Consider the following 24,621-nt stretch of genomic DNA (forward strand, 5'->3'; position numbering starts at 1 on the left):
CGGCCGCGCGCCGGCGCCCCGGGTCACCTCACGGCGGTCCCAGCTCGGCGGCGATCTGCTCCCGGACCCATGCGCCGGCGGCGCGCGTGCCGAGCGTGCCGCCCACATCGACCGTGCACATCCCCTTGTCGAGCGCCTGGGAGACCCAGCGCTCGATGCGGCGCTCTTCCTCGGGCCACCCGAGGTGCGCGAGCAGCAGCCCCGCGGTGAGCATCGCCGCGAACGGGTTCGCGATGTCCTTGCCGGCGAGCGGCGGCGCCGACCCGTGCACCGGCTCGAACAGCGCGACCCGCCCCGGATCGGACGCGTGCACGTTCGCGCTCGCCGCCATGCCGAGCCCCCCCTGCAGCGCCGCGCCGAGGTCGGTCACGATGTCGCCGAACAGGTTGTTCGTCACGATCACCTGGAACTGCGCGGGATCCTGGATGACGTACAGGCAGAGGGCGTCCACGTAGACGTGGTTCGACTGGATCTCCGGATACTGGGCGCGCACCTCGTGGAAGACGCGCAGCCAGAGCTCGTGCGCGTGCCGCATCGCGTTCGACTTGTCCGCCATCGTGACCCGCGTCCGGCCGTTCGCCCGCGCGTAGTCGAAGGCCGCGCGGATGATCCGCTCGACGCCCTTCCTCGTATTTACGTCCTCGTTGATCGCGACCTCGTCGGGGGTGCCGCGTTTGAACTGCCCGCCCATCCCGACGTAGATCCCCTCGGTGTTCTCGCGGAACACGACGAAGTCGATGTCCTTCGCCGTGCGGCCTTTGAGCGGCACCAGCCGGTCCGACAGCGCGCGGACGGGCCTCACGTTGGCGTAGAGGTCGTAGCCGAAGCGCATGCCAAAGAGGATGTCGCGCGCGTGCTCCAGGTTGGGCACGCGGGGATCACCCAGGGCGCCGAGGAGCACCGCCGAGCACTCGCGCTGGATGGCGATCTGGATCTGGTTCGGAAAGGTCGTCCCGTCGCGCAGGTACCGATCGGCGCCGAGATCGAGCTCCCAGAGGTCGATCGGCAGCCCTGCTCGCGCCTGATAGAGCTCGAGCAGCAGCTTCGCCTCGTCGATGACGGACGGACCGATGCCGTCACCACCGATGATCGCTATTTTCTTGTTTTTTCTGGATGCCACGAGGTCGCGCTCCCGGTCAGCCGAGCGCGCGTTCGACCGACACGTACTCCAGCCGGTGGGCCGCCGCGACGGGGCCGTAGGTCACGTGGCCGCCGTGGGTATTGATCCCGAGGGCCACGGCCCTGTCGGCCTTGGCCGCGGCGACGATGCCCTGGTTGGCGATCGCCACCGCGTAGCCGATCGTCGTGTTCGTGAGCGCCCAGGTGCTCGTGTGCGAGACCGCGCCTGGCATGTTGGCGACGCAGTAGTGAACGACGCCGTGCACCTCGTAGGTCGGGTTGTCGTGCGTCGTCGGGCGGCATGTCGCGATGCACCCCCCCTGATCCACGGCGACGTCGACGACGACCGTCCCCTTCTCCATGCGTCGGATGAGCTCTTCGGTCACGAGCAGGGGCGCCTTGGCGCCGGGCACGAGCACCGCGCCGACCACGAGATCGGCGCGCTCGCACATCGTCTCGATGTTCTCCGCGTTGGAGTAGAGCGTCTCGATCGCGCCGCCGAACACGTCTTCGAGGTAGCTCATCGTCTCGGCGCGGACATCGAGCACGGTGACCTGCGCCCCCATCCCGACCGCGATGGTCGCTGCGTTCCGGCCGACCACGCCGCCGCCCAGGATCGCCACGCGGCCGCGCCGCGTCCCCGGCACGCCGCCGAGGAGCACGCCCTTGCCGCCCCGCTCCTTCTCCAGGCACGAGGCGCCGACCTGAACCGCCATCCTGCCGGCCACCTCGCTCATGGGCCGCAGGAGCGGCAGCGAGCCGTCCTCGAGCTGGATGGTCTCGTACGCGACGCCGGTCACGCCTCGCTTGGCGAGCTCCCGGGTGAGATCCGGCTCGGCGGCCAGGTGCAAGTAGGTATAGAGGAGGAGACCCGGGCGAAAGTGGCCGTACTCGGCAGGGAGCGGCTCCTTCACCTTCACGACCATGTCGGCGCTCCACGCTTCCGCTGCCGACCTCGCGATGAGCGCGCCCGCGCGTGCATAGGCTTCGTCGGAGAGCCCGCTGCCTTCGCCGGCGCCGGTCTCCACGAGGACCTTGTGCCCGTGCCCGACCAGGGCCCGGACTCCCGCGGGCGTCATGCCGACGCGGTACTCACGTGTCTTGATCTCCTTGGGGACTCCGATAAGCACGATCGCGCTCCTCTCCTCGCCGGACTGCTGAAGCGAGGCGTGTGCGACGATAGCAGAAACCTGTTCTCGCAACGCCGTGTGCCGCCGAGTCGAACGCCGGTTTCCGAGGTGAGAAACCCGGAAGATCCGTTCTAAAGCGACGTTTTCGTCGGCCGGTCACACGCCCGCGGCGGCTTCGAGCGCGGCGCGGACGAGCAGCGTGATCTGTCCCGGTGAGGCGAGATCGAGCGGCCCCATCATGGCCTCTGCGTCGAGCAGCAAGAGCTCCAGGGCCTCGCAGTGCGCCGCCAGCGCGTCCTCCCCGCCATCGCCGAGCCGGACGACCGCGGCCGCGCCGTGCAGGGCGAGCGGCCAGGCTGGCGAGAAGCTCTCCTCGATGGGGAGGCCGACCAGGGCGAGCTCGACGGCGTCGCCGAGCCGGATCACGCCGAGCGGCCTCGGGATCGCCGCCTGCGGCGGAGGCTCGGCGGGGACGACGGCGTCTCCGATGCGGCGGACCGCATGAGAGAGCGTCGCCATACGGCGCGTGCTCGCGGCGATGACGAGGTGAGGCGGCGGCGCGAAGCCCGGCCGGGCCAGGCGGGTCACGAGGGACCGGAGGACCGGAAGGTGCTCCGACGGCGCGAACGGCGTCGTGAGGTCGGCGAGCGAGATGCGGCGGATCTTCCCGGAGGCCGTCAGCTCCATCAGGACCTCGAGGATCAGGAGATCCGGCCCGCTGATCTCGTCGAGCAGCTCGTCGAGGTTGTGCGGCATCTGGAGCAGCGCCGTCAGCTTCTCGGCCACGGCGGTGCGCTCCGCGGGCTCCCCGAGGGGCGCCGGCGGCGACGTCGTCGGGGAGCGGAGGGCGTCGAGCCGGAACGCGGCCGGCTCGGCCGCGCGGAGCGTGGGCGGCGGCGGCATCGAACCGACGCGGTTGCCCTTCACGTCGCTCGCCGGCATCGGCGCGGAGGTGAAGTCGGGCACCGAGCTCATGGCGTTCGCCAGGGGTGCGGCGCTCGCTCGGTCCGCCGCGGCGCTGTCGCCGAAGGTCGCGTCGACGCTGAACGCCTCGTGGTCCGGGAGCGGGGACAGGTCGAGATCGTCGCTCGCGGGCTCGGTCACCAGGAAGGCCTCACCGGCCGGCGCGAGCTCCGCTCGCCGGCGCTGGACCTCGTCGACCTGGCGGAGCGCTTCCATCAGGAGACGCGAGGTCGGCGCCATGATGCGGCGCACGCTCGCCGGTTCGCCGGGCGAGAAGGCGAAGTGTCCGTCCCGCTCTCCGAGCAGCCGATAGAGCGCCTTCTCGCCCTCGAGGCGGCGGTAGACGGCATCGATCACCTCCCCTGCCGAGAGCCGGAGCTCCCCTGCCCCGGTCGGCGTGGTGATGCCGAGGGTGCCGCTCCGGCGGTTCATCGCGAGCAGCTGGAGCAGGTCGACGAGCGGGGCCTGCTCGAGATCGCCACGGATCTCCTGCGGCACCGTCGGCTTGGAGCCGCGCGGCGACGCCTCGGTGATCCGCGAGACGATGTGATCGACGTCGCCGCGCAGGACCTCGTCGAAGCCCAGATCGCCCTCGGCGCCGTCGACGAGGAAGAGGATCGGGGTATCGGCGAGGTCGGGGACGGCGGCGAACGCGTCCGCGAGCGCGTTGTCCTCGTCGAGCGCCCTGGCGGCGAGCACGACGTCGGGCCGGCGCTTGAACGCCTGCTCCACGGCTTCGAACGCGCCGTTCGCGTTGGTCACGGTGAGACCACGCGCCCTGAGCGCCGACGCGAGCGCGCCGAGCGCGTCCACGTCCGAATCAACCAACAGCACCCTGCGAGACACTGGATCGGCGCCCTCCGAGTCAGCCGAAGACCCGCAGCCCGGCCGCGCGGCCGAGCCGCTCCGCGAGGAAGTCCGCGAGCAGCGGATCGGCGGCGTGGATACCCTTCACGAAGCCCCCCTGGTTACGCCCGATCAGGGCATACGCGCCGTGCTCCGCGAGGACACAGAGCGCCTCGATGTCGTCGCACCCAGGCGAGGAGCGGAGATCGACGGTGTGCACCACCACGTCGTCGCGCGGCGAGGCCAGCAGCGCCTTGACCTGCGCTCCCAGGCTCAGCCCGTCGTGGTGAGCGACGAGCACGAACACCGCGCCCCCGCGGAGCGCGTTCCTGACGACCGACGTCGCGAGCAGGATCGTATCGGACACCGACAGATCGAGCGCGCGGGGCGCCGAGATCGCGGAAGCTCCACCGGGCGCGGGGGACTCCCTGAAGAGGAGGTTGACGATCTCGCCCATGCTCCGCCGATCCTGAGGGATGCGATGGACGATCGAGGACTTGGTGGCGTCGGCCCGCCGCCGGGCGATGCGGAGCAGCTGAGCGAGGCTCTGGCCGTCATGGGGGAACGTGGCGACCCCGACGAGCAGCCCCTTCGGCAGGTACCCGGCCCGCTTCTCGCTCTCGGCGACGTTGGAGAGCATCCGTCGATGGCAGGCGTGAGCCTCCAGGGCGGCCGTCTCGGGCATCAGCAGGTGGAACTCGTTCTCGTCGACGCGGGCCAGGATGTCGGTGTCGCGCACGGCGCGGAGCAGGTGCTCGACGACCTGACCCGGGTTGTGCGTGTTGGCAGGGGGCGCCGGCGTGATCCTCCAGAAGGCGAGGTCGCCTGGGCGCTCCGGTGCGGCTGCCGCGTCAGGCTCGATCACGATGGTCGCGATCGTGAACCGGCGGCCGTACCGCCTGGCCTTGTCGATCTCCCGGCCGGCGACGTCGACGTAGTAGGCGAACGAGTAAGCGCTCGACGCCGGATCCTTCATCGCTGCGCCGCCCGTCGAGCGCTCGCGTTCGCCGAGCAGGGCGAGCGCCGTCGTCGCCTGCGTGGCGAGCAGCTTGACCAGGCCGTCGAGGAGCGGGGCGCGCCGCGGGGTCGAGGCCGCGCTGTCCGGGCGCCTGACCGAAGGGAACGCGGAGCTGCGACCAGGCTCCTTCTGGAGAAGGAGGTGCCCTGCGGCGAGCTTGCGGAGCGCCAGCGGGACGACGACGAGCTGCTCGCGCCGGGCGAAATCGAGGATGTCGGTCTCGGTCCCGTAGGCGGGCGCGCGCTCGAGCGGCCCCATCGCCGCGGAGCGGACCAGCTCGCTGGAGCGCTCTCCGGCGGCCAGGTACACGGCGGCTGCCGCCGCGCCCGTCGCCTCGACGAACACCTCGGCGAGCTGCTGGGCCGCCGCCGTGCGGTCGCGCGCGTCGGCGAGCTCGGCCAAGCGGGCGATCCACCCGGCCGCGCGGGCGCTGCGCGCGGACTCCTGCTCCAGCTGCATCCGGAGAGCCCGCTCGGCGAAGCGCAGGCGCACCGAGCCGACCGCGTTCAGCACCTCGTCCCCGCCGAGGGGCAGCAGGAAGAGCCCGGCGCCGCCGAGCGCGACCGCATGGGCGCCCGCCTCGAGCTCCGCCCTCGTCGCCAGCGCGAAGACGGTGGCCTCGGACGCGAGGGCCTTCAGGTGGTGGACCATGGCGAGGCCGGCCCCGTCCCCGAGCCCGACGTCGATGAAGGCGATGTCGGGCGCGGCGGTCTCGGCAAGGACGATCCCCTCGGCGAGATCGCCGGCGAGCAGCAGCTCATCGGACGTGATGACGCGCGAGAACAGCGTGCGCGTCGCCTCGTCGGCGATGACGGCGAGCACCTTGAGCGAGAACTCGTGGGCCGGCGCCCGGCCAGGACCCCAGACCCCCTCGAGCGAGGCGGTCACGCGATCACCACCTCGCCCGAGAACGCCCGGCGCGCCGGGCCTTGCATGAGCAGCTCCAGGGATCCGGGCGCGACGGTGATGCGCAGCGAGCCGCCCGGCAGCGCCAGGCGGAGAGGTGCTCCGTACGGCGCGCGGCCCTGCGCGCACGCCGCGGCCGCTGCGGCGCAGGCGCCCGTGCCGCACGCGAGCGTGCGGCCCACCCCGCGCTCCCAGACGGTCACGTCGATGCGCGCCGCCTCGCCGTGCTCGGCAGGTCGAACGCGGCAAAACTCGACGTTGATGCCTTCGGCGGGCGTTGTCGCGACGATCGGCCCGAGCTCATCGATCGCGTCCTCCGTGTAGGGATCGAACGTCACCGCGTGCGGGTTGCCGACGTCGACGGTGGCGAACCGGTGCTCCGCGCCGAGCGCTGTCACGACGAGCGTCTCGCCCATGCGGGCCCGGCCCATGCCGACGAGCACGTCGAAGCGATCGCCCGCCCGTGTGACCTCGCACCGCTTGTCGCCGGCGTCGGTCGCGATGGTGAGCGCCTTCTGAGGGGTCCCGCGGGAGACGAGGTATGCCGCGACGCAGCGGATCCCGTTGCCGCACATCTCGGGGCGGCTCCCGTCGGCGTTCCAGACCTGCATGCGCGGCTGCTCGCGCTCGATCACGAGCACGCCGTCGGCGCCGATGCCGAACCGCCTGTCGCAGAGGCGCCGCGCCGCCTCGGCGGTCATCGGGACCGCCTCGACCAGGATGAAGTCGTTGCCAAGACCTTCCCACTTCTCGAACCGGACGACGTTTTCCTTCATCGCTTCGCCCCGGCGAGCCGCTTTCGCGCCTCGGCTTCCTTGAGCCCACGCACGGCGACGACCTTGCTCCTGCCGCTCGCGCCGAGGGCGATCTGGACATCGCTCTGGCGCACGTCGAGCGCGCGCGAGAGCAGCTTGACGAGCTCCGCGTTGGCCGCGCCATCCACGGGCGGCGCGGTCAACGACACGTCGAGCGCGCCCTCGCGCACCCCGACGATGGCCGAGCGCGACGACTTCGGGCGCACCTGGACCGAGATGCGGACGCCTTCGGCGCGCTCGGTGATCGCGAGGCGACTCCACTCGCCGACGGCGCCGCTCTCCTCGGGTTTGCTCATCTGGCCGGCGGCATCGTAGCGTATCTGGAGCTCACGCGTGGTTCCCGCGAGGCGTGGTGATGTCGCTCTTCGGACGGCGACGACCATCGCGAATTTGCCGGTCGGCGGCCTGACCCGCTACTCTTTTCGCCCCGGCCGTGGGTCGGCTCGCGCAGTACGATCCGGCAGGTCGACTTGCATCGGCGGCTCTCGTTGTTCGCTGCCGATGTTCATTTCCGCGGTGGAGGCGTTGGACATGACTGATGAAGGAGAAGGGTCCGTGAACGCAACGCCAGGCCTCGCGAGGAGGTTGTGCGCGCTCGCGCTGCTCGCGACGTCGGGTGGCCTGCTCGGGTCTGCATGCGCCGACAACGAGAGCAGCCTGTTCATCCGCATGCGGATGGCAGAGACGGGGGACTGCACCGTGAGCTGCGGTCCCAGCGAACCGTTCTGGACCGAGGACGCGGTGGACTCGGCCTATGCGGGCAGCCACAGCGCGATGCTCTTGGTGGGCAACCAGATCGTAGAGCGCGGCGACCCGGACGTCCTCCGCACGGAGACGTCCCGCGTCCAGCTCTACGAGGCCGAGGTCCGCGTCGCCGACATCGAGGGCAACGACGTGACGCCGGGCTACGTCGTTCCGATCACCGGCGCGGTCGACCCGAGCACGTCCGGCGACCCCGGCTACAATTGCACCGAGGTCCTCCTGATCGACGGCGCTACGATGGACACCTTGCGCGTGCAGGCCGCGCAGCTCCGGCGCGACATCCAGGTGTGGGCGACGGTGGTGTTGCGCGGCAGGACGCTGGGCGGCCAGGAGGTCGAGACCAAGGAGTGGACCTACCCCGTCAGGGTCTGCTTCGCCTGCAGCCGGTGCGTCGACACGTCACCGCCGGACTGCTGCTACAGCTCCGCGAACGAGGAGTGCGAGGACGCCAAGGAGCTCGAGGGCGCCTGCCCTGGCGCCCGGGGCCCTCAGGACTGTCGCGACCTCGGTCAGCCCTGCGCCGATCACATCGCAAGCTTCGGCCTGTAGAGCGCTCCCCAGCAGCCGCCAGATCGAGGCGCCTTCAGGGCGCCGGTTTGGCGCGGCGCACCGGGGCTGCCTCGGGTGACGGCCCTTTCGCAGCCTCGAAGAGGTAGACGAACGGGAGGGCGAGCAGCGCGAGATCGAGCTGCGCCGCGAGGACGACGGCGGTCTCCTTCGAGCCGCCGAGCCCGAACCGCCCCTGGGCGAGCAGCCCTGTGCTCATCCCGTAACGCGAGTGGAAGTTGTAGCTGCGTCCGCCCCAGAAGATGGCGGCGGCGATCCCTGGCTCCACGCCGCGGGCGTCGCCGCTCCACCGGCCGTAGGCGCCGGTGGAGAGGACCAGGGGGAACGTGTCGTGGATGGGCGCGAGCACCGAGACCCCCACGCCGGTCTGGATCTCATCGAACGCGTGGGTGAGCACCTCGGCGTAGGGACCGACGCCGAAGTCGGCGTTGGCAGCGCGGCCGAACAGGACATCTCCGCGCAGTCCGACGTGGAAGACCGTGGAGTCCCACAGCTGCCGGTCGAGGCCAACGCCGGCAAGGCCGACGGTGACGCCGGCGCTCGCCTGGGGCTCGGCGCGGGCCGTGCCGTGGAGGAGAACGGCTCCGAGGAGCGCGGCAACCAAGGCAGCTGGGCGGCCCGCGGTGGCCATGATGGAGCCATGCTACAGGGCGCTGGCGGGGAGCGCGCCTGAATTCTGCGGCACGGAGCCTGCGCCCTGCGTGAGGATGTCCTGAGTTCGTTTTCGGTGCGTCGCGTGCGTCGCGTTCGCCGCGTCCGTTGCGGGTGAGTCCCTCCGTTCGCACCGCGCAGCCCGCCCTGCGCGCCCGCTGGCGTTCATGGTAGCGTCCGGGGGCAATGGCGCGACGCACAGTGCAGCTACGGGTAGGAGGTCAGACCTACCGCGTGGTGACGTCCGCGAGCGACGAGGAGCTCCAGCGGCTCGCCGCGGTCGTCGATCAGAAGCTCGCTACCGTTGTGCCCGCCGGCCGCGCCGTGACCCCCCAGGCCATGTTGCTCGCCGCCATCGCGCTCGCGCACGATCTCGAACAGGAGCGGACCCGGGCGTCGGCGATCGCAGGGCGCGCGCGGGACGCATTTGGCCGTATCCTGCAGCGGGTCGACGCGGTCCTCGGCGCCGGTCCGGAGTCGCCCTCGTCCAGCGGAGCGAACGACAGCACGCGCTGAGCTGGAGTGCCCGTACCTGGCGAGGGGTGGTCCTGCCGCTCGGCCCCTGCCGCTGACTGGAGATGGCATGCCCGCACTCATCGATGAAGCTTTCCAGGCCCTCAACCCGATGCCTGGGGGCGTGAACGCCCTTCGCCATCTCCAGGACGAGCTCTCCGAGATGGAGCGTGCCGGCCTGCTGCGCACGCCTCCAGCGGCCCCGGCTCCGGCGCGGATGCTGGTCCTGTGCTCCAACGACTACCTCGGCTACGCCGGGCTCGCCTTGCCTTCCGAGGTCGGAACCGCGAGCGGTGCGGGGGCGTCCCGCCTGGTGAGCGGGACCCACGAGGCCCATCTGATGGCCGAGAGGGAGATCGCCGCCTGGTTGAGCGTGGAGGCGGCGCTGCTGTTCTCCTCCGGGTACGCGGCCAACGTCGGCACCGTCGCCGCGCTGGCCCGGCCGGGAGATGTCGTCGTGTCGGACGCGCTGAACCACGCGTCGCTCATCGACGGATGCCGTCTCTCGGGAGCGACGATCGAGGTCGTGGGCCATGTCGACGTGGAGGCGGTCGAGGGCGCTCTCGTGCGGGCCAGGGGCGCCCGCCGCCGGTGGGTGGTGACCGAATCGCTCTTCAGCATGGATGGCGACACCCCCGACCTCCGCCGCCTCCGTGAGCTCTGCGATCGCCACGATGCCGCGTTGATCGTGGACGAGGCGCACGCCCTGGGTGTCTTCGGACCGCGCGGCGCTGGCCTCTGTGCCGAGGTCGGGGTTCGCCCCGACGTGCTCATCGGCACGCTCGGCAAGTCGCTCGGGCTCCACGGCGCTTTTGTCGCGGGCTCCTCGACGTTGCGAACTTACCTGTGGAACCGCGCCAGGAGCTTCGTTTACTCGACAGGCATCAGCCCCGTGGTGGCGCTCGCTGCGGTGGATCGGGTCCGCCGCGCCGCCGCGGACGACCCGGCTCGGGCGCGCCTGGCGGTGCTCACCCGCCGGCTTCGCTCCGGTCTGCAGGCGCTGGGAGCTGAGCTGCTTCCTGGCTCCGCGGGCCCGATCCTCCCCTGGATTCTGAAGTCGACGGGGGCCGCGGTGGAGATGTCTCGGCGCCTCGCGAGCGAGGGCGTCCTCGTCCAGGCGATCCGGCCACCGACGGTGCCGGCGGGCACGTCGCGGCTCCGTATCGTGGCGAACGCGTCGCTCTCCGAGTCCGACGTCGAGCGTGCCCTCGCAGGGTTCCGGGAGGCGATGCGATGAGGGGGCATCCTGTTTCACGTGAAACAGGACGGATCCGGGTCGCGGTGGTCGGAACCGGAACTGGGGTGGGCAAGACGCACGTGTCGGTCGCGCTGGTCGCAGCGCTGGCAGCTCGCGGTGACAAGGTCTGCGGCTTGAAGCCCATCGAGTCGGGCATCGACGGCACCTCGACGACCGACGCCGAGCAGCTGGCGCTCGTCAGCTCGGTCCAACCCGAGCCAGCACCCTACCGCTTCGCTGAGCCGATCTCCCCTCACCTGGCAGCGCGCCGTTGCGGACGCGCCATCTCGCTGGAGGTCGCCGGCGCGTGGGTCGACAGGCAGCCAGCTCCCCTTGCCATCGTGGAGAGCGCCGGCGCGCTCCTCTCCCCGCTCGGGCCAGGACTGACGAACGCAGACCTCGTGCGCGCACTCTCTCCCGATGCCGTCGTGCTGGTCGGCCTCGACCGGCTGGGCATCCTTCACGAGGTCGCTTGCTGCACGCTCGCCCTCCGTGCGCTCGCACCTGGTCTTCCACCAGCCGTGATCGTGCTGAACCCGCCGGCAGCGCCCGACGCATCGACTGGCACAAACGCCGGGGAGCTCGCCGCGCTCGGCGTTGCTTCCGACGTGGTTGTGATGCCGCGCTCGGCTCCAACCGCACCGGCCTCACTCGCCGCGGCGCAGGTCGCCCTGGCGCGCCTCGCACTGTCCTGACGATACGTCGTCACGTTCGAGGGGTGGCCAGCCCCGAGGTCGTGAGAAATCAAGCCGAGGTACCGGACCCGAGTACATGGTCCTGACTCCGCCGGTCCGACGCGAACCCGCTCGGCGGGTTCGCGGGACTTCCGAAAGATCGGTGCGCGTCGTCAGGAAGCGTCGGTGACGACGCGACCCCGCTCCAGCACCAGACGGGCAGCCGCCCGCTCCCGGAAGACCTCCGGCTCGTGGGACACCACGACCACCGCGGCGCCTCGCTCGACCTCCGCCTCCACGACCGTGAGGAGTCGCGCGACGCCGCCGCGGTCAAGGCCCGTGGTCGGCTCATCCAGCAGCACCAGCGACGGGTGGTGCACCAGCGCTCGCGCGAGCGCGATCCTCTGCCGCTGGCCGCGCGAACACGTGCGGAGCGGCCTTAGCGCAAAGCTCCCGAGCTCGAAGCGCTCCTCGGCATGACGCCACGCCTCGTGCGCGTCGAGCCCATGGAAGCCGGCCGCCAGCTCGACATTCTGCCGACCGGAGAGGTCCGGGTACGCCAGCGACTCGTGAGACAGCCAGCCGATGGTGCCGCGCGCCATCCCGACATCGTCGCCGAGCGGCTCGTAGCTCACAGCGCCCGACGTGGGACGGATCACGGTCCCGAGGATCCCGAGCAGCGTCGACTTGCCCGACCCGTTCGCCCCCTCGATGAGCGTCAATCGCCCTGCCTCGATCGTCGCGTTCACTCCGCGCAACGCCGCCGTCGCTCCGTAGGTCTTCACGACGCCACGGGCCACCACGCGCTCGATCGTACTCACAGCGCTCACCTCGCTCCTGCGCTCGCGTTCCCGTCAGCTCTTGTCGCCGCCTCGAGCGCGACCTTCGCCCTGAACGACCGTGGTGATGTCCTCCGGGAACGCTGGCGGATCAACGACAGTCGCCTCGGAATCGTCGGAGAGCTCCGCTTCCGCTTCGAGCGGGCTCAACGACGGAATCGTCGGTCGATCTTCCGACTCATCGTCTCGAGACTGCCCGTCACCCGTCTCCGCGACCGGCTCGCTCGGTCTGCGCACGGCGCCGCCGTCGGACGACCGCAGCGACCGCGCTCCGTGGAGGACCTGCAGCTCATTGCTGCAATCCGCCGCCTGCGGTTCCCTGCTCGCCGCTGCCGCCGTGCCACGAGCGCCCGCCACGACGACCCTGCCAGGGTCACGCCTCTCCTCGCCCTCTCCAAGCCGAGCGAACATCATCGTGCCGTCGTCGGACTGTTCGTCGACGACATTCTGAACGGCGACGCGCTCCACCACCTGGCGCTTCTGGGACACCGGCACCTGGTTCTTGAACCGCCGCAGCGCTTCCAGGAACTCCCGCGCACTCTGGAATCGTTCATCCCGCGCCTTCGCCAGGGCGCGATCCACAAGGCGGGAGAGGCCGGGCGGAATCGTCGGATCGAGCTCCGTCATCGGCCGGTGCCACAGCGTGAGGATCTGGACGAGCAGCGCGTTGTAGTTGCGGGCCACGAACGGGCGCTGGCCCGTCAGCGCCTCGTACAGGATCACGCCCGCAGCCCACAGATCGAGCCGGCGGTCAAGCTCCGCGTCGCCCCGTGCCTGTTCGGGCGCCATGTAATACGGCGTGCCCATCACCATGCCGGTGCGGGTCAGATCCATCACCACCCCATCCACGCCCGGGGCCTGGGAGATGCCGAAATCGAGCAGCTTGGCCACCGGCAACATGCCGGCGCGCTCCGAGAGGAAGATGTTCTCTGGCTTCAGATCACGGTGGACGACCCCCCGATCATGCGCCGTGACCAGCGCCGAGAGCACCTGAAGCATGATGTCGACGAGCTCGTTCGGCGGAACGACACCGCAGCGCGCGATCCGCTGCGCCAGCGTCTCCCCATGGAGGCGCTCCATGACGAGGTAGGGGCTGCCGTCAGGGAGCCACCCCATATCGTACACTTCACAGATGTTGGGATGACCGATCCGTCCGGCGACACGAGCTTCGTGCTCCAGCCTCGAGATGGCCTCGCGCTTCTGGGTCTCCCGCGGATGCATCACCTTGACGGCGACCAGCCGCCCGATCTGGAGGTGCTCCGCCTCGTACACCGCGCCCATCCCGCCCTCCCCGATGATGGCGGTGACCGCGTACTTGTCGCCGATCACGTGGCCGAGCAGCGAGCGCCCGGAAGAGGTCGGGCTCACGCCGCGGTTCCTCGGCCACGCCGGCGTCCGCGAGCCCGCCTCGGGAGACGACGGAGCGCGCGACGCGAACGCCCGCTGCTCTGGACCCGGCGCCAGCGCGCCACGCACCGATGAGCTCGGTGCAACGCCCGCCGGCCACCTCAGCAACGGCGGCGCCACCCTCGACGGAGGACGCGCTGCTGGCCGAGGGATCGGCTGCAACGGAGCCACGCCAGCGCGAGCGCCCGGGCGCGAGGGCGGCGCATCGCTCGGAGCGACGACCAGCCCGGTCGCCGGACACACGACCACCGCGAGATCGTGGTGGCTACCGCAGTGGATACACCGCACCGAACTCAAGTCCGTACAATTTCAAATACTCCATCCAGGTGCCGCTCGGAACTGCACAGCGATCGGTCAGAGCACGCGGGCAGCGCTCGGTTCCACATCACCCCGCACGTCCCCTGGGGGATCCTTGGGGATAACCCCGCCGGCAACCCTGGGGGCAAAACGGGGGAGATCGGTCATCCGCCAGCTCTCCCCTGTCCACCTACCCCTGAGGACGGTCCATTTACCCCAGGGCGTCCGCTTCTAACTCATTGGATTCGTTGCGCATTCCGAGTTATCCCCGCCCTCCACAGCGCCTACGACGAAGACGATGTCTTTATCTATCTATTTCATGGAAAGAAGAGGCGTTGCGCAAGGTCACGCGAGCGCTCATTTCCGGCGCACCCCCGGGCGATAACCCTGCTAAAGGGAGCGGCTCCGGAGTCGGCTATGGACCTTGTGATCCCCAAGAAAGATCTGCTTCGCCTCGTCGCGCGCTGCCAAGGCGTGGCGGACAAGAAGAGCGCCATGCCCGCGCTCGCCAACGTCCTGCTGGCCGCCGAGGGCAACGCGGTCCGCGTCGCCGCGACCGACCTGTACCTCGGCGTCACCGGCCAGACCCACGCGGACATCAAGACCGGCGGCACCGTCGCGGTCCCGGCCAGGGACCTGCTGGAGCGCGTGAAGGCCATGCCCGATGGCCCGATCCAGATCACCACCACCGAGGGCGCGCACACGTCGCTCAAGGCCGTGGGATCGCCCCGGCGCTATACGCTCCCCGGGCTCCCCGGCTCGGAGTTCCCGCAGCTGCCCGCCCCGGCGCAGGACGCGCCCTCGCTGGAGCTCCCCGTCGAGCAGCTCGCGCTCCTGATCACCCGGACCCACTTCTCGATCTCGACCGACGAGACCCGCGCCCACGTGAACAGCGCCCTGTTCGAGTGGGCCGGCGATCGCGTCAGGATGGTGACCACCGACGGCCATCGCCTCTCCAAGATGGAGGCGACCGTGTCGGGCAGCTCCGCGACGGCCACCATGCTCATCCCGCTCAAGGCGATCACGGAGCTCCGCCGCCTCGCCGAAGAGGCGCGCGCCGAGAAGGAGACCCCGATGGTCGCCATCACCCAGAGCGGGCCGAACGCCTTCTTCAACATCGCCGGGATGCAGTTCTCGGTGAAGCTCGTCGACGCGCAGTTCCCGCCCTACCAGCAGGTCATCCCGTCCGTCACCGAGCGCTCGGTCCGCGCCCCCCGCGTCGCGTTCGCCGAGGCCCTCCGCGCCATCGCGCTCGCCGCCAACGACCGCACCGGCGGCGTCAAGCTGTCGATCGCGCCGGGGACGCTGCGGATCACCAGCGAGAGCCCCGACACCGGCGCCGGCTTCGACGAGGTGGCCGTCGACTACAGCGGACCCGAGGTCACCATCGGCTTCAACGCGAAGTACTTCCTCGACGTGCTCGCCTCGATCGACGACGAGGAGGTCATCCTCGGCATCTCCGGCGAGCTCGACCCCGCCGTGATCCGGCCCGGCAGCGAGTCGAACCAGCAGAGCTACGTCGCCGTCATCATGCCGATGCGGATTTGAGCGCGCCCTCCGACGAGCCCCAGGGGCGCTCCCCGAGCCTCCTCCTCGAGCGGCTCCACATCCGCGAGTTCCGGAACCTCGGTCGCGTCGATGTCGAGCCCGCGCCGCGCATCAACGTGATCGCGGGCAACAACGGGCAGGGAAAGACGAGCCTGCTCGAGGCGATCTACTTCGCCGCGACCTCGAGGAGCTTCCGCACCCACCGGCTGGCCGAGCTGGTCCGCCACGGCGCCCCCATCGCGAGCGCGCGCGCGCGCTTCGTCGAGCGACGGGACGCGCTGCAGCCGCTCGCGCGCGAGCAGACCGCCGCCGTGGAGCACAAGAGGTGCGTCGTGCGGATCGACGGCAACCGGCCCCCGAGCCTGGCGAGCTTCGCGACGCGATCGCCGGTCGTCGCCTTCCACGCGGAGGAGCTCGCGCTGTCCACCGGGCCCGCGAGCGCGCGGCGCACGCTGCTCGATCGCCTGGCGCTCTTCATGGACCCGCAGAGCGCCGACCATCGGGCCCGCTACGCGCAGGCGCTCCGCGCGCGCCACGAGCTGCTCCACCGCGGCGGGGGCGCGCAGGCCCAGGCGAGCCCAGACCTCGACGCGTTCGAGGCGCTCTGCGCTCTCCACGGCGCGGCGCTGACCCGCGCCCGCGAGGCGGCCGTCCAGGCGCTGGCGCCTGAGCTCACGAACGCCTTCGCCCGCATCGCCGCGCCCAACCTGGCGCTGTCCGCGCGGTACGCGCCGGGCGGCAGCGGCGCCGCCGAGCAGGCGCGCGAGGCGCTGCGCGAGCAGCGCCGCCGCGACGCGCACCGGCCGAGCGCGGGCTTCGGTCCCCACCGCGACGACCTGGTGCTCGAGCTCGACGGCCACCCCGCCCGCGTGGTCGCCTCGCAGGGCCAGCACAGGGCCCTCACGCTCGCGCTCAAAGCAGCCGAGACCGCTGCCATTGCTTCCGTCCGGGGCGTAGAACCGATCCTCCTGCTCGACGACGTGTCGAGCGAGCTCGATCCCGACCGGACCGCGGCGCTGTTCATGTTCCTCGGAATGGCGCGCGGACAGGTATTCCTGACGACCACGCGGCGCGATCTCATCGTCACGCCGGGCGTACCGTCCTCGGAGCGGCGCGATTTTCACGTCGAAGGCGGCGCGGTGGGCTGACGTTCGTCGCGGGCGCGCCGGGCTGCCCCGCCGGGCTGCCGGACGCGCGCGGCGCGCGGCGCGCGGCCCGCGCGACGAACGTCAGCCCACCGCGCCGCGACCGCCGTCAAACGCGTTGATCCCGGCCCCGGAGCGCGCGAGTTGGGATGCTCCGGACGCGCCCGCGATGGGCACCGAAAATACGGTGTTACGAGGCTTCCGGACCCGGCGAAACGCTTGCCCGAGCCCCTGATTTCGGCTACATTTCCGCAGTCTTTACGGGGCATCGACGAGCGGTCCGCGCGTGAACGCTCATGGCCCCGGAATCGATCCGGCGCCGCGGCCGCGGCGCCCGGGTCTCACCAGACGAGCTGCCATCGAGCCGGCCCCTCCACTGCAAGAACTCCGGCAATCCGAGCGGCCTCCGCCGCTCTGCGCCCCCGGTGAGAGGCGGCGGGCGCGCCACCAGGACCGAGATGACGGAACCCACCCTGAGCCAGCCGACCGACCTCACCAAGGCGTCGTATGACGCCCACAGCATCACGGCGCTCGAAGGCCTTGAAGCGGTGCGAAAGCGACCCGGCATGTACATCGGCGATGTGCACGACGGATCGGGGCTCCACCACTTGGTCTGGGAGGCCGTCGACAACGCGGTCGACGAGCACCTCGCCGGCGCCTGCACGGAGATCAGGGTCACCGTCCACTTCGACGGCTCGGTGTCGATCGAGGACAACGGCCGCGGGATCCCGGTCGGGATGCACGCCAAGGGCATGAGCGCGGCAGAGGTCGTCATGACCGTCCTCCACGCCGGCGGCAAGTTCGACAACTCCAGCTACAAGGTCTCTGCGGGCTTGCACGGCGTCGGCGTGAGCGCCGTGAACGCCGTCTCCGAGTGGCTCAAGCTCGAGATCAAGCGCGAAGGAAAGCTCTGGTTTCAGGAGTACGCCCGGGGCGTGCCGAAGGCGCCGCTCAAGGCGATCGGCGTGACGGACAAGACGGGGACGAAGCTCACCTTCAAGCCCGATCCGATCGTCTTCAGCACGGTCGAGTTCAGCTTCGACATCCTGGCGAGCCGCCTGCGTGAGCTCGCGTTCCTGAACGCCGGGCTCATCATCCACCTCCACGACCAGCGCCCCGACGGGAGAGCGGAAGTCTACGAGTACAAGGGGGGCATCTCCGAGTTCGTGTCGCTCCTCAACAAGACCAAGGAGCCGATTCACGACGACGTGATCAGCTTCGTGTCGCAGCATGAGGTCGGCGCCACGGGCGACGGCGCGAACGGCCGCGGCAGCTCCGCGGCTCCGCCGGTCGGCGTGGAGGTCGCGCTGCAGTGGAATGGCTCCTATACGGAAGCCATCTTCTGTTACACGAACAACGTCCACAACAAGGACGGCGGCACCCACCTCACCGGGCTCCGCGCCGCGCTCACGAAGACGATCAACAACTACGGGAGCGCGCACAACCTCTTCAAGGAGCTGAAGCAAGGCCTGCAGGGCGAGGACGCCCGCGAGGGCCTGACGTGCGTGCTCAGCATCAAGCACCCTGATCCGTCGTTCGACTCGCAGACGAAATCCAAGCTCGTGTCGAGCGAGGTCAAGGGCATCGTCGAGGCCGCCGTCAGCGACAAGCTCGGGCAGTACTTCGAAGAGAACCCCCAGAGCGCGAAGAAGATCATCGAGAAGGCGGTCGTGGCCGCGAAGGCGCGCGAGGCGGCCCGCAAGGCCCGCGAGGTGATCCGCAAGGGCTCGCTCGACGTGACCTCGCTCTCGGGCAAGCTCGCCGACTGCCAGTCCAAGGACCCGGAGAAGAGCGAGATCTACATCGTCGAGGGCGAGAGCGCCGGCGGCAGCGCCAAGATGGGGCGCGACCGGCACTTCCAGGCGATCCTCCCGCTGAAGGGGAAGATCTTGAACGTCGAGCGCGCGCGGCTCGACCGGATGCTGAGCTCCGCCGAGGTCGGCACGCTGATCACCGCGCTCGGCTGTGGGATCAACGACGCCGGCGGCTTCGAGATCGACAAGCTCCGCTACCAGAAGATCATCCTGATGACGGACGCCGACGTCGACGGCTCCCACATCCGCACGCTGCTGCTGACCTTCTTCTTCCGGCAGATGCCGGAGATCATGGAGAAGGGGTACCTGTTCATCGCGCAGCCGCCGCTCTACCGCGTGCGCAAGGGCAAGCGGGACCTGTACCTGAAGGACCAGGGCGCCCTGGACGAGTTCCTCGTGGGCAACGCCGTGGACGGGCTCGAGATCGTCGCCAGCGGCGCCCAGACGGGCATCGCGGGCCAGCCGCTCTACCGGCTGGCGCAGCGGCTGAAGCGGTTCCGCGCCGTGCTCTCCAACATCGACAAGCGCTGTGACGCGCGGATCGTGGCGGCGCTGCTGCGGTCGAGCGGGCTCGGGCGCGACGATCTGCGCGAGACCAAGAAGGTCGCCGCGGCCGCCGACGAGCTCCGCGCCTACCTGAAGCAGCGCTATCCGGACCTGTTCCCGCTCACGCTGTCGACGCCCCGGGACACGGAGCACGGGACGAGCCGGATCGAGGTCGTGCCGCGCCCGGGCGCGAGCGCGCGAAAGAGCGTCATCGACTGGGATCTGGTGAACTCGCCGGAGTACCAGGAAGCCTGGTCGATCGAGCAGGACCTCCGGTCCATCGGCGCGCCCCCGTACCGGGCGCGCACCTCGAGCGGCGAGGAGACCCTCGAGAACGGCGAGTCGCTCGTCGAGTACATCGAGGAGCGCGGCAAGAAGGGCATCTCGATCAGCCGTTACAAGGGCCTCGGCGAGATGAACGCCGACGAGCTGTGGGAAACGACGATGAACCCGGACGCTCGGACTCTCCTCCAGGTCCGCATCGACGATGCGGTGAAGACGGACGAGCTCTTCACGATCCTCATGGGGGACCAGGTCGAGCCGCGGCGCAACTTCATCGAGCAGAACGCGCTCAACGTGAAGAACCTCGATATCTGAGCCCCACGCCCAGGGCGCGCGGCTCCTGCGCGCCCGGCGCGGCTCCTGCGCCCAGGGGCGCGGCGCCTCGGCCCCTGCGCCCGGGCGTGCATGCGTCAAGCCCCCCGCTCGAGGCGCATGGCCGGGGGGTTGACACGGCGCTGCCGCTGCATCGCTCACCTGCCCTGTTCGCTCGTCATCCCTTCAGCGCCTCTTCGGCGTCCCATCAGCGCCCTTCAGCGTTTTTGGCAAGCCGCTTGCCTGGCCGTCCCCTTGCTAGGCGGGGCACCCGCCTTAGCTTCGAGGGGCCATGAAAATCGAGCGAATGACGACGAAGGCCCAAGAGGCCATACGAGAGGCTGTCGACTTCGGCAGCCGTCGGGGAAACCCCGAGCTCTATCCCGAGCACCTTGTGCGGGCGATCGTCAGCCAGGACGGCGGCGTCGGCGCACCCCTGGTGCAGAAGGCAGGCGCCGATCCGGCAAACGTGCTGCGCCTCCTCGAGGCGAAGATCGATACCTATCCTCGCGTCAGCGGCGGCGCCGAGCCGAACCTGTCGAGGCGCGCGCTCACGGTCCTGCAAAAGGCCGAAGACGAGGCGAAGGCGCTCAAGGACGAGTACATCTCGACAGAGCACGTCCTGCTCGCCGGCATCAAGGCCGACAAGGAGATCCAATCGATCTTCGAACGAGCGGGGCTCTCGTACGACAAGCTCCTCTCGTCGCTCGCGGCCGTGCGCGGCAATCAGCGCGTGACGGACCGGGACCCCGAGGGGAAGTTCCAGGCGCTCGAGAAGTACACACGGGATCTCACGAAGCTCGCTCGACAGGGCAAGATCGATCCGGTGATCGGGAGAGACGAGGAGATCCGGCGCGTCATCCAGGTGCTCTCGCGGCGCACCAAGAACAATCCGGTGCTCATCGGCGAGCCCGGCGTCGGCAAGACGGCGATCGTCGAGGGCATCGCGCAGCGCATCGTCGCGGGCGATGTGCCGGAGTCGCTCAAGGACAAGACCATCGCCGCGCTCGATCTCGCCGCCATGGTCGCAGGCTCGAAGTTCCGCGGGGAGTTCGAGGATCGGCTCAAGGCCGTGCTCAAGGAGATCGAGGGCTCGAACGGCCGCATCATCCTGTTCATCGACGAGCTCCACACGCTGGTGGGCGCCGGCGCGGCCGAGGGCGCCATGGACGCGGCCAACATGCTGAAGCCGGCGCTCGCGCGCGGCGAGCTCCGGTGCATCGGCGCGACCACCCTCGACGAGTACCGCAAGCGGATCGAGAAGGACGCGGCGCTGGAGCGGCGGTTCCAGCAGGTGCTCGTCACGCAGCCCAGCGTCGAGGACACGATCGCCATCCTGCGAGGCCTCAAGGAGAAGTACGAGGTCCACCACGGGATCCGCATCCAGGACGCGGCGCTCGTCGGGGCCGCCGTCCTGTCGAACCGGTACATCACCGAGCGCTTCTTGCCCGACAAGGCGATCGACCTGGTCGACGAGGCGGCGTCGAAGATCCGCATGGAGATCGATAGCCTGCCCACGCCGATCGATCAGGTCGAGCGCGATCTGCTCAAGCTGCAGATGGAGGAACAGGCGCTCAAGCGCGAGAGCGACAAGGCGAGCAAGGTCCGCCTCGAGGAGGTGCGGCGCGAGATCGCCGAGCTCCAGGGGCAGCGCGACGCGATGCGGGCGCAGTGGATGCGCGAGAAGGAGCTCATCTCCGAGCTGCGCCGGCTCAAGCCGCAGATCGAGGAGCTCCGGCTCGAGGAGGAGCGGCTGAAGCGCGCCGGGGACCTCGGGCGCGCCGCGGAGATCCATTACGGCAAGATCCCGGAGATCGAGAAGCAGCTCGAGTCGATCCGCGCGACCCTCTCCCAGGTGCAGTCGAAGCAGAGCTACCTGAAGGAGGAGGTCACCGACGAGGACATCGCCGCGGTCGTCTCGAAATGGACCGGGATCCCCGTCTCCAAGATGCTCGAGAGCGAGATGCAGAAGCTGCTGCGCCTCGAGGAAGAGCTGCGCCGGCGGGTCGTCGGGCAGGAGGACGCGCTCCGCGCGGTGTCGAACGCCATCCGGCGCTCGAGGGCCGGGCTCGGCGACGAGCGCCGGCCGATCGGATCGTTCCTGTTCCTCGGGCCGACCGGCGTCGGCAAGACCGAGCTCGCGCGCGCGCTCGCCGAGATCCTGTTCGACGACGAGAAGGCCATGGTGCGGCTCGATATGAGCGAGTACGGCGAGCGCCACGCGGTGGCCCGCCTGATCGGCGCGCCGCCCGGGTATGTCGGCTACGAGGAGGGCGGCCAGCTCACGGAGCCGGTGCGCCGGCGGCCGTACAGCGTGGTGCTGTTCGACGAGATCGAGAAGGCCCACCCGGACATCTGGAACACGCTCCTCCAGGTGCTCGACGACGGTCGCCTGACCGACGGCCAGGGGCACACGGTCGATTTCAAGAACACGATCATCATCCTGACATCGAACCTCGGGACGCCGGCGGCCGCGGCGATCGAGGAGCGAGCGAACCTGCCGGCGGACGAGAAGGCCGAGCTCGTGAGGAGGGCCGTCATCGAGGAGGTGCGGAAGCATTTCCGCCCGGAGTTCTTGAATCGCCTCGACGATCTCATCGTGTTCCGGCGGCTGGCGCGCGAGCAGATGGAGCAGATCGTCGATATCCAGCTCGATCTGCTGCGAAAGCGCCTGGATCGACGCGGGCTGCTGTTCACCATCTCGTCCGAGGCGAAGGGCTACCTCATCGAGCAGGGGTGGGATCCGCAGTACGGCGCAAGGCCGCTGAAGCGCGCCATCCAGCGGAGCATCGAGGACGAGCTCGCGAAGCGGATCCTCGGCGGCGAGTTCAAGCAGGGAGACACGGTGCGGATCGACCGAGGGGCCGGAGGGCTCACCTTCACGCGCGCAGCGCCGAACTGACGCTCGCCGGCCCGCGCCTGCGTCAGCGCTCGGCCTGCGTCAGCGCTCGGCCTGCGTCAGCGCTCAGGGAGATTGCCGGCGATGCGGCGGAGGAGGTCCAGGACGGCATAGGCTGCGCCGAGCTGGACCTCCTCGCGATCCCCCGAGAACACGCGGTCGCGCACGACGAGGCCGCCAGGGTGCGATACAGCCCAGTAGCAGAGGCCAACCGGCTTGGTCGCGGTGCCGCCCGTCGGGCCGGCGATGCCGGTCACGGAGATGGCGACGTCGACCTCGCAGAGGCGGCGGACGCCCTGCGCCATCTCGGCGGCGACCTCGGCCGACACCGCGCCGTGGCCGCGCAGGGTGTCCTCCGCGACGCCGAGCAGCCGCGTCTTGGCGCTGTTCGCGTAGGTGACCGCGGCGCCGACCAGGTAGTCGCTCGCCGGGTAACTGGTGAGCAGGTGAGAGATCAGACCGCCCGTGCACGACTCCGACACGGCGAGCCGCCAGCCACGGGCGCGCACGGAACGCCCGACCATCTCCGCGAAGGCGTCGCCCCCCTCCCCGTACACGGCGGTGCCGAGCCGCTCTCGGACATCGGCCGTCGCCTTCAAGGCCAGCTCGTGCGCCATCGACTGCGTGGCGGCGCGGGCGTGGACCTTCACGTCGACCTCCGGGTAGTGCACCCGGTAGCCGAGCGTGATGCCGGGGTGGGCCTCCTCCACGCCCTTCAGGAGCTCGCCGAGCGTCGCCTCGGGCAGGCCGTAGGTGCGAAGGCGGACCTGGAAGGTGTTGTTCGGAGCAGCCGGCCGCACGCGCGGCAGCACCTGCTCGGTGAACATGCTCTTCATCTCCCGCGGCACACCCGGGAGGAAGAACACGGTCGACTCGCCGAGGTGGATGCCGAAACCGGGCGCGGTGCCGGATGAGTTCGGAAGGATCTCCGACCCGGCGGGGACCTCGGCCTGCTTCTCGTGGCCCGCGTTCATCACCTTGCCACGGGCCTCGACGCGGCGGCGAATGGCGAGCAGCGTGCTCTCGTCGCGCACGAGGTCGGCGCCCGTCGCGCGCGCCGCGGCCTGCGCGGTGAGGTCGTCCGTCGTGGGGCCGAGGCCGCCGGTGGCGATCACCAGCCGGTGCGCGCTCGCGAGCTGGCGGACCGCGGCGACGATGCGATCGACGTCATCGTCGACCGTGCTGGACTCGCTGACCGTGAAGCCCGCTGCGGTGAGCTCGGCAGCGAGCCAGGCCTCGTTGGTGTTGATGATCTCGCCCCGGGTGAGCTCGGTCCCGATCGAGAGAAGCGCGACAGCCATTGGGACTCGGGACTCTAACTCAATCCGGCGCCGCCGGAGCGCGTTTCCGGATTGTTTTGCGGTCGGAAAGCGAGGTGGTTTTGTCCCCCCACGCGGGTTTGTACCCCCTCCCCACCCCGCCCGCCGCCGAGCCGGACGCCCTTGCGAGCGCTACGGTGGATAGACACACCGGAAGCCGAGATCCGGGGCTCGGGTGGATACCGGGACAAGCCGACGATTCCAGGTGCGAAGCGCGGCCGCGGCCCCATCCGTCCATGATCCGCCGTGAGTTTCCGAGAACTCGCCGTCGAGCGCATCGGGGGCCGCCCACTCGGCAACATTGCCGGCCAGATCGAACACCCGCCCCCCCGGAAGCACGGCGGCGCCGTCGGGGCGCGAGCCGGCGAGCTCGGGGCCCGTCGCGCCCCAGCCGCAGGGGCCCGCTCGCAAGCCAAAGGCGGCGCGCCGGCAGACCGCGCCGGTGTCTCCCCACGGGTACCGCCGGCCCGAGTCGCCCGCCGCGGCAAAGGCGAGCTGATCACGCGAGGGGAGCGCCCCGCCCGCGAAGGCGCAGTACCGAGCCGACTCGGCCAGGGTGACGCCCGTGACGGGGACCCCGGGCTCGCCGCGCAGCGGGAGCGGGGCGCACGCGCCGGCCTCGACGCAAGCCGCGTAGCGCTGCTCGGTGATCTCGAACGCGTCGAGCGAGAACGCCGGGACGAACACCGCGCGCGGGTCGACGATGCCCTGCGCCTCCCAGTCGCTCGGCCCGAGGCGCAGCGTCCCCGCGGCGATGCGGACGGCTGCATTCGGCGCGACGCAGCCGGCGGCGGTCACCGTGAGGCCGGCGCTGCAGCGCCTCGGCGCGCCTGCGCAGCGGCCGGCATCATCGAGGCGCTGGCCTTCGCCGCAGCACCTCGGGCCGAGCGCGACCATCCCCGGCGCGCAGCGCGCCGGCGGCTCCGCGCGACGGAAGGCGAGCGCGACGACGGCGGCGCCAATCAGGAGGGCCGCGACCGCGGCGAGACCGGCCTTCCACCCCGGCATCCGC

19 protein-coding genes are annotated in these 24,621 nt (G+C 70.5%); 8 read left to right on the plus strand and 11 right to left on the minus strand.

Annotated features, from left to right (window positions below):
• Window positions 1-28 precede the first annotated feature (28 nt).
• The 6 genes from WMF29_RS43255 to WMF29_RS43280 all read right to left on the minus strand — a co-directional run bounded on the left by WMF29_RS43255 (window position 29) and on the right by WMF29_RS43280 (window position 7,093).
• Window positions 29-1,120: an isocitrate/isopropylmalate dehydrogenase family protein gene (locus tag WMF29_RS43255; RefSeq protein WP_437325890.1), complete on the minus strand. Its 1,092-nt coding sequence runs from the start codon at window positions 1,118-1,120 to the stop codon at window positions 29-31.
• 16 nt (window positions 1,121-1,136) lie between these two features.
• Complete coding sequence (gene ald / locus WMF29_RS43260; protein ID WP_437325891.1) at window positions 1,137-2,249, minus strand: alanine dehydrogenase; 1,113 nt, start codon at window positions 2,247-2,249, stop codon at window positions 1,137-1,139.
• Window positions 2,250-2,405: 156 nt separating this feature from the next.
• A complete protein-coding gene (locus tag WMF29_RS43265; protein ID WP_437325892.1) occupies window positions 2,406-4,046 on the minus strand; it encodes a DUF4388 domain-containing protein in 1,641 nt (546 codons plus the stop codon).
• A gap of 31 nt (window positions 4,047-4,077) precedes the next feature.
• Window positions 4,078-5,964, minus strand: coding sequence for a diguanylate cyclase domain-containing protein (locus WMF29_RS43270; RefSeq protein WP_437325893.1), 1,887 nt, complete (start codon window positions 5,962-5,964; stop codon window positions 4,078-4,080).
• Window positions 5,961-6,758, minus strand: a complete 798-nt coding sequence (dapF, locus tag WMF29_RS43275; protein WP_437325894.1) for a diaminopimelate epimerase — start codon at window positions 6,756-6,758, stop codon at window positions 5,961-5,963. The genes WMF29_RS43270 and dapF overlap by 4 nt, the downstream gene beginning before the upstream one ends.
• Window positions 6,755-7,093: a DUF167 domain-containing protein gene (locus tag WMF29_RS43280; protein ID WP_272101933.1), complete on the minus strand. Its 339-nt coding sequence runs from the start codon at window positions 7,091-7,093 to the stop codon at window positions 6,755-6,757. The genes dapF and WMF29_RS43280 overlap by 4 nt, the downstream gene beginning before the upstream one ends.
• A 259-nt stretch (window positions 7,094-7,352) precedes the next feature.
• Here WMF29_RS43280 and WMF29_RS43285 point away from each other — a divergent pair, with 259 nt between their 5' ends.
• Entirely contained in the window at window positions 7,353-8,108 is a 756-nt protein-coding gene (locus WMF29_RS43285; RefSeq protein ID WP_437325895.1) for a hypothetical protein, read from the plus strand.
• A 34-nt stretch (window positions 8,109-8,142) separates the two neighbouring features.
• On the opposite strand, the gene WMF29_RS43290 is transcribed toward WMF29_RS43285, so the two are convergent.
• Window positions 8,143-8,757 carry a hypothetical protein gene (locus WMF29_RS43290; RefSeq protein ID WP_437325896.1) on the minus strand — a complete coding sequence of 205 codons (615 nt, stop codon included), beginning with the start codon at window positions 8,755-8,757 and terminating at the stop codon, window positions 8,143-8,145.
• Between the two features lie 206 nt (window positions 8,758-8,963).
• Between WMF29_RS43290 and zapA the strand changes: the two genes are divergently transcribed.
• The 3 genes from zapA to bioD all read left to right on the plus strand — a co-directional run bounded on the left by zapA (window position 8,964) and on the right by bioD (window position 11,222).
• On the plus strand, window positions 8,964-9,293 hold the full coding sequence (gene zapA / locus WMF29_RS43295; RefSeq protein ID WP_276597790.1) for a cell division protein ZapA: 330 nt from the start codon (window positions 8,964-8,966) through the stop codon (window positions 9,291-9,293).
• Between the two features lie 67 nt (window positions 9,294-9,360).
• A complete protein-coding gene (locus tag WMF29_RS43300; RefSeq protein WP_437325897.1) occupies window positions 9,361-10,527 on the plus strand; it encodes an aminotransferase class I/II-fold pyridoxal phosphate-dependent enzyme in 1,167 nt (388 codons plus the stop codon).
• Window positions 10,524-11,222, plus strand: a complete 699-nt coding sequence (gene bioD / locus WMF29_RS43305; RefSeq protein WP_437325898.1) for a dethiobiotin synthase — start codon at window positions 10,524-10,526, stop codon at window positions 11,220-11,222. Before WMF29_RS43300 ends, bioD begins: the two co-directional genes overlap by 4 nt.
• Before the next feature lie 152 nt (window positions 11,223-11,374).
• Here the strand turns inward: bioD and WMF29_RS43310 are convergent, their stop codons facing one another.
• Entirely contained in the window at window positions 11,375-12,031 is a 657-nt protein-coding gene (locus tag WMF29_RS43310; protein WP_437325899.1) for an ABC transporter ATP-binding protein, read from the minus strand.
• 24 nt (window positions 12,032-12,055) lie between these two features.
• On the minus strand, window positions 12,056-13,408 hold the full coding sequence (locus tag WMF29_RS43315) for a serine/threonine-protein kinase (protein ID WP_437325900.1): 1,353 nt from the start codon (window positions 13,406-13,408) through the stop codon (window positions 12,056-12,058).
• A gap of 753 nt (window positions 13,409-14,161) precedes the next feature.
• On the opposite strand from WMF29_RS43315, the gene dnaN reads away from it, so the two are divergent.
• The 4 genes from dnaN (at window position 14,162) to clpB (ending at window position 22,293) form a co-directional block, all read left to right on the plus strand.
• Window positions 14,162-15,292: a DNA polymerase III subunit beta gene (dnaN, locus tag WMF29_RS43320; protein WP_272101925.1), complete on the plus strand. Its 1,131-nt coding sequence runs from the start codon at window positions 14,162-14,164 to the stop codon at window positions 15,290-15,292.
• Entirely contained in the window at window positions 15,289-16,440 is a 1,152-nt protein-coding gene (recF, locus tag WMF29_RS43325; RefSeq protein ID WP_437325901.1) for a DNA replication/repair protein RecF, read from the plus strand. Before dnaN ends, recF begins: the two co-directional genes overlap by 4 nt.
• A 455-nt stretch (window positions 16,441-16,895) precedes the next feature.
• On the plus strand, window positions 16,896-19,394 hold the full coding sequence (gene gyrB / locus WMF29_RS43330) for a DNA topoisomerase (ATP-hydrolyzing) subunit B (protein ID WP_437325902.1): 2,499 nt from the start codon (window positions 16,896-16,898) through the stop codon (window positions 19,392-19,394).
• A 289-nt stretch (window positions 19,395-19,683) separates the two neighbouring features.
• Window positions 19,684-22,293: an ATP-dependent chaperone ClpB gene (gene clpB / locus WMF29_RS43335; RefSeq protein ID WP_437325903.1), complete on the plus strand. Its 2,610-nt coding sequence runs from the start codon at window positions 19,684-19,686 to the stop codon at window positions 22,291-22,293.
• Window positions 22,294-22,349: 56 nt separating this feature from the next.
• Here clpB and WMF29_RS43340 read toward each other — a convergent pair whose 3' ends face one another.
• Window positions 22,350-23,591 carry a CinA family nicotinamide mononucleotide deamidase-related protein gene (locus WMF29_RS43340; RefSeq protein WP_272101921.1) on the minus strand — a complete coding sequence of 414 codons (1,242 nt, stop codon included), beginning with the start codon at window positions 23,589-23,591 and terminating at the stop codon, window positions 22,350-22,352.
• 150 nt (window positions 23,592-23,741) lie between these two features.
• Entirely contained in the window at window positions 23,742-24,617 is an 876-nt protein-coding gene (locus WMF29_RS43345; RefSeq protein ID WP_437325904.1) for a formylglycine-generating enzyme family protein, read from the minus strand.
• Window positions 24,618-24,621 lie beyond the last annotated feature (4 nt).

It is taken from the genome of Sorangium sp. So ce381, from assembly GCF_051473845.1.
GTDB classification, from domain to species: Bacteria; Myxococcota_A; Polyangia; order Polyangiales; family Polyangiaceae; genus Sorangium; species Sorangium atrum.

Bases quoted from the DNA above. Each gene is read 5' to 3' on its own strand.
- clpB (WP_437325903.1), top strand. From the start codon at position 19,684: ATGAAAATCGAGCGAATGACGACGAAGGCCCAAGAGGCCATACGAGAG.
- WMF29_RS43290 (WP_437325896.1), bottom strand. From the start codon at position 8,757: ATGGCCACCGCGGGCCGCCCAGCTGCCTTGGTTGCCGCGCTCCTCGGA.
- bioD (WP_437325898.1), top strand. From the start codon at position 10,524: ATGAGGGGGCATCCTGTTTCACGTGAAACAGGACGGATCCGGGTCGCG.
- dnaN (WP_272101925.1), top strand. From the start codon at position 14,162: ATGGACCTTGTGATCCCCAAGAAAGATCTGCTTCGCCTCGTCGCGCGC.
- WMF29_RS43345 (WP_437325904.1), bottom strand. From the start codon at position 24,617: ATGCCGGGGTGGAAGGCCGGTCTCGCCGCGGTCGCGGCCCTCCTGATT.
- WMF29_RS43340 (WP_272101921.1), bottom strand. From the start codon at position 23,591: ATGGCTGTCGCGCTTCTCTCGATCGGGACCGAGCTCACCCGGGGCGAG.
- dapF (WP_437325894.1), bottom strand. From the start codon at position 6,758: ATGAAGGAAAACGTCGTCCGGTTCGAGAAGTGGGAAGGTCTTGGCAAC.
- gyrB (WP_437325902.1), top strand. From the start codon at position 16,896: ATGACGGAACCCACCCTGAGCCAGCCGACCGACCTCACCAAGGCGTCG.
- WMF29_RS43280 (WP_272101933.1), bottom strand. From the start codon at position 7,093: ATGAGCAAACCCGAGGAGAGCGGCGCCGTCGGCGAGTGGAGTCGCCTC.
- zapA (WP_276597790.1), top strand. From the start codon at position 8,964: ATGGCGCGACGCACAGTGCAGCTACGGGTAGGAGGTCAGACCTACCGC.
- WMF29_RS43300 (WP_437325897.1), top strand. From the start codon at position 9,361: ATGCCCGCACTCATCGATGAAGCTTTCCAGGCCCTCAACCCGATGCCT.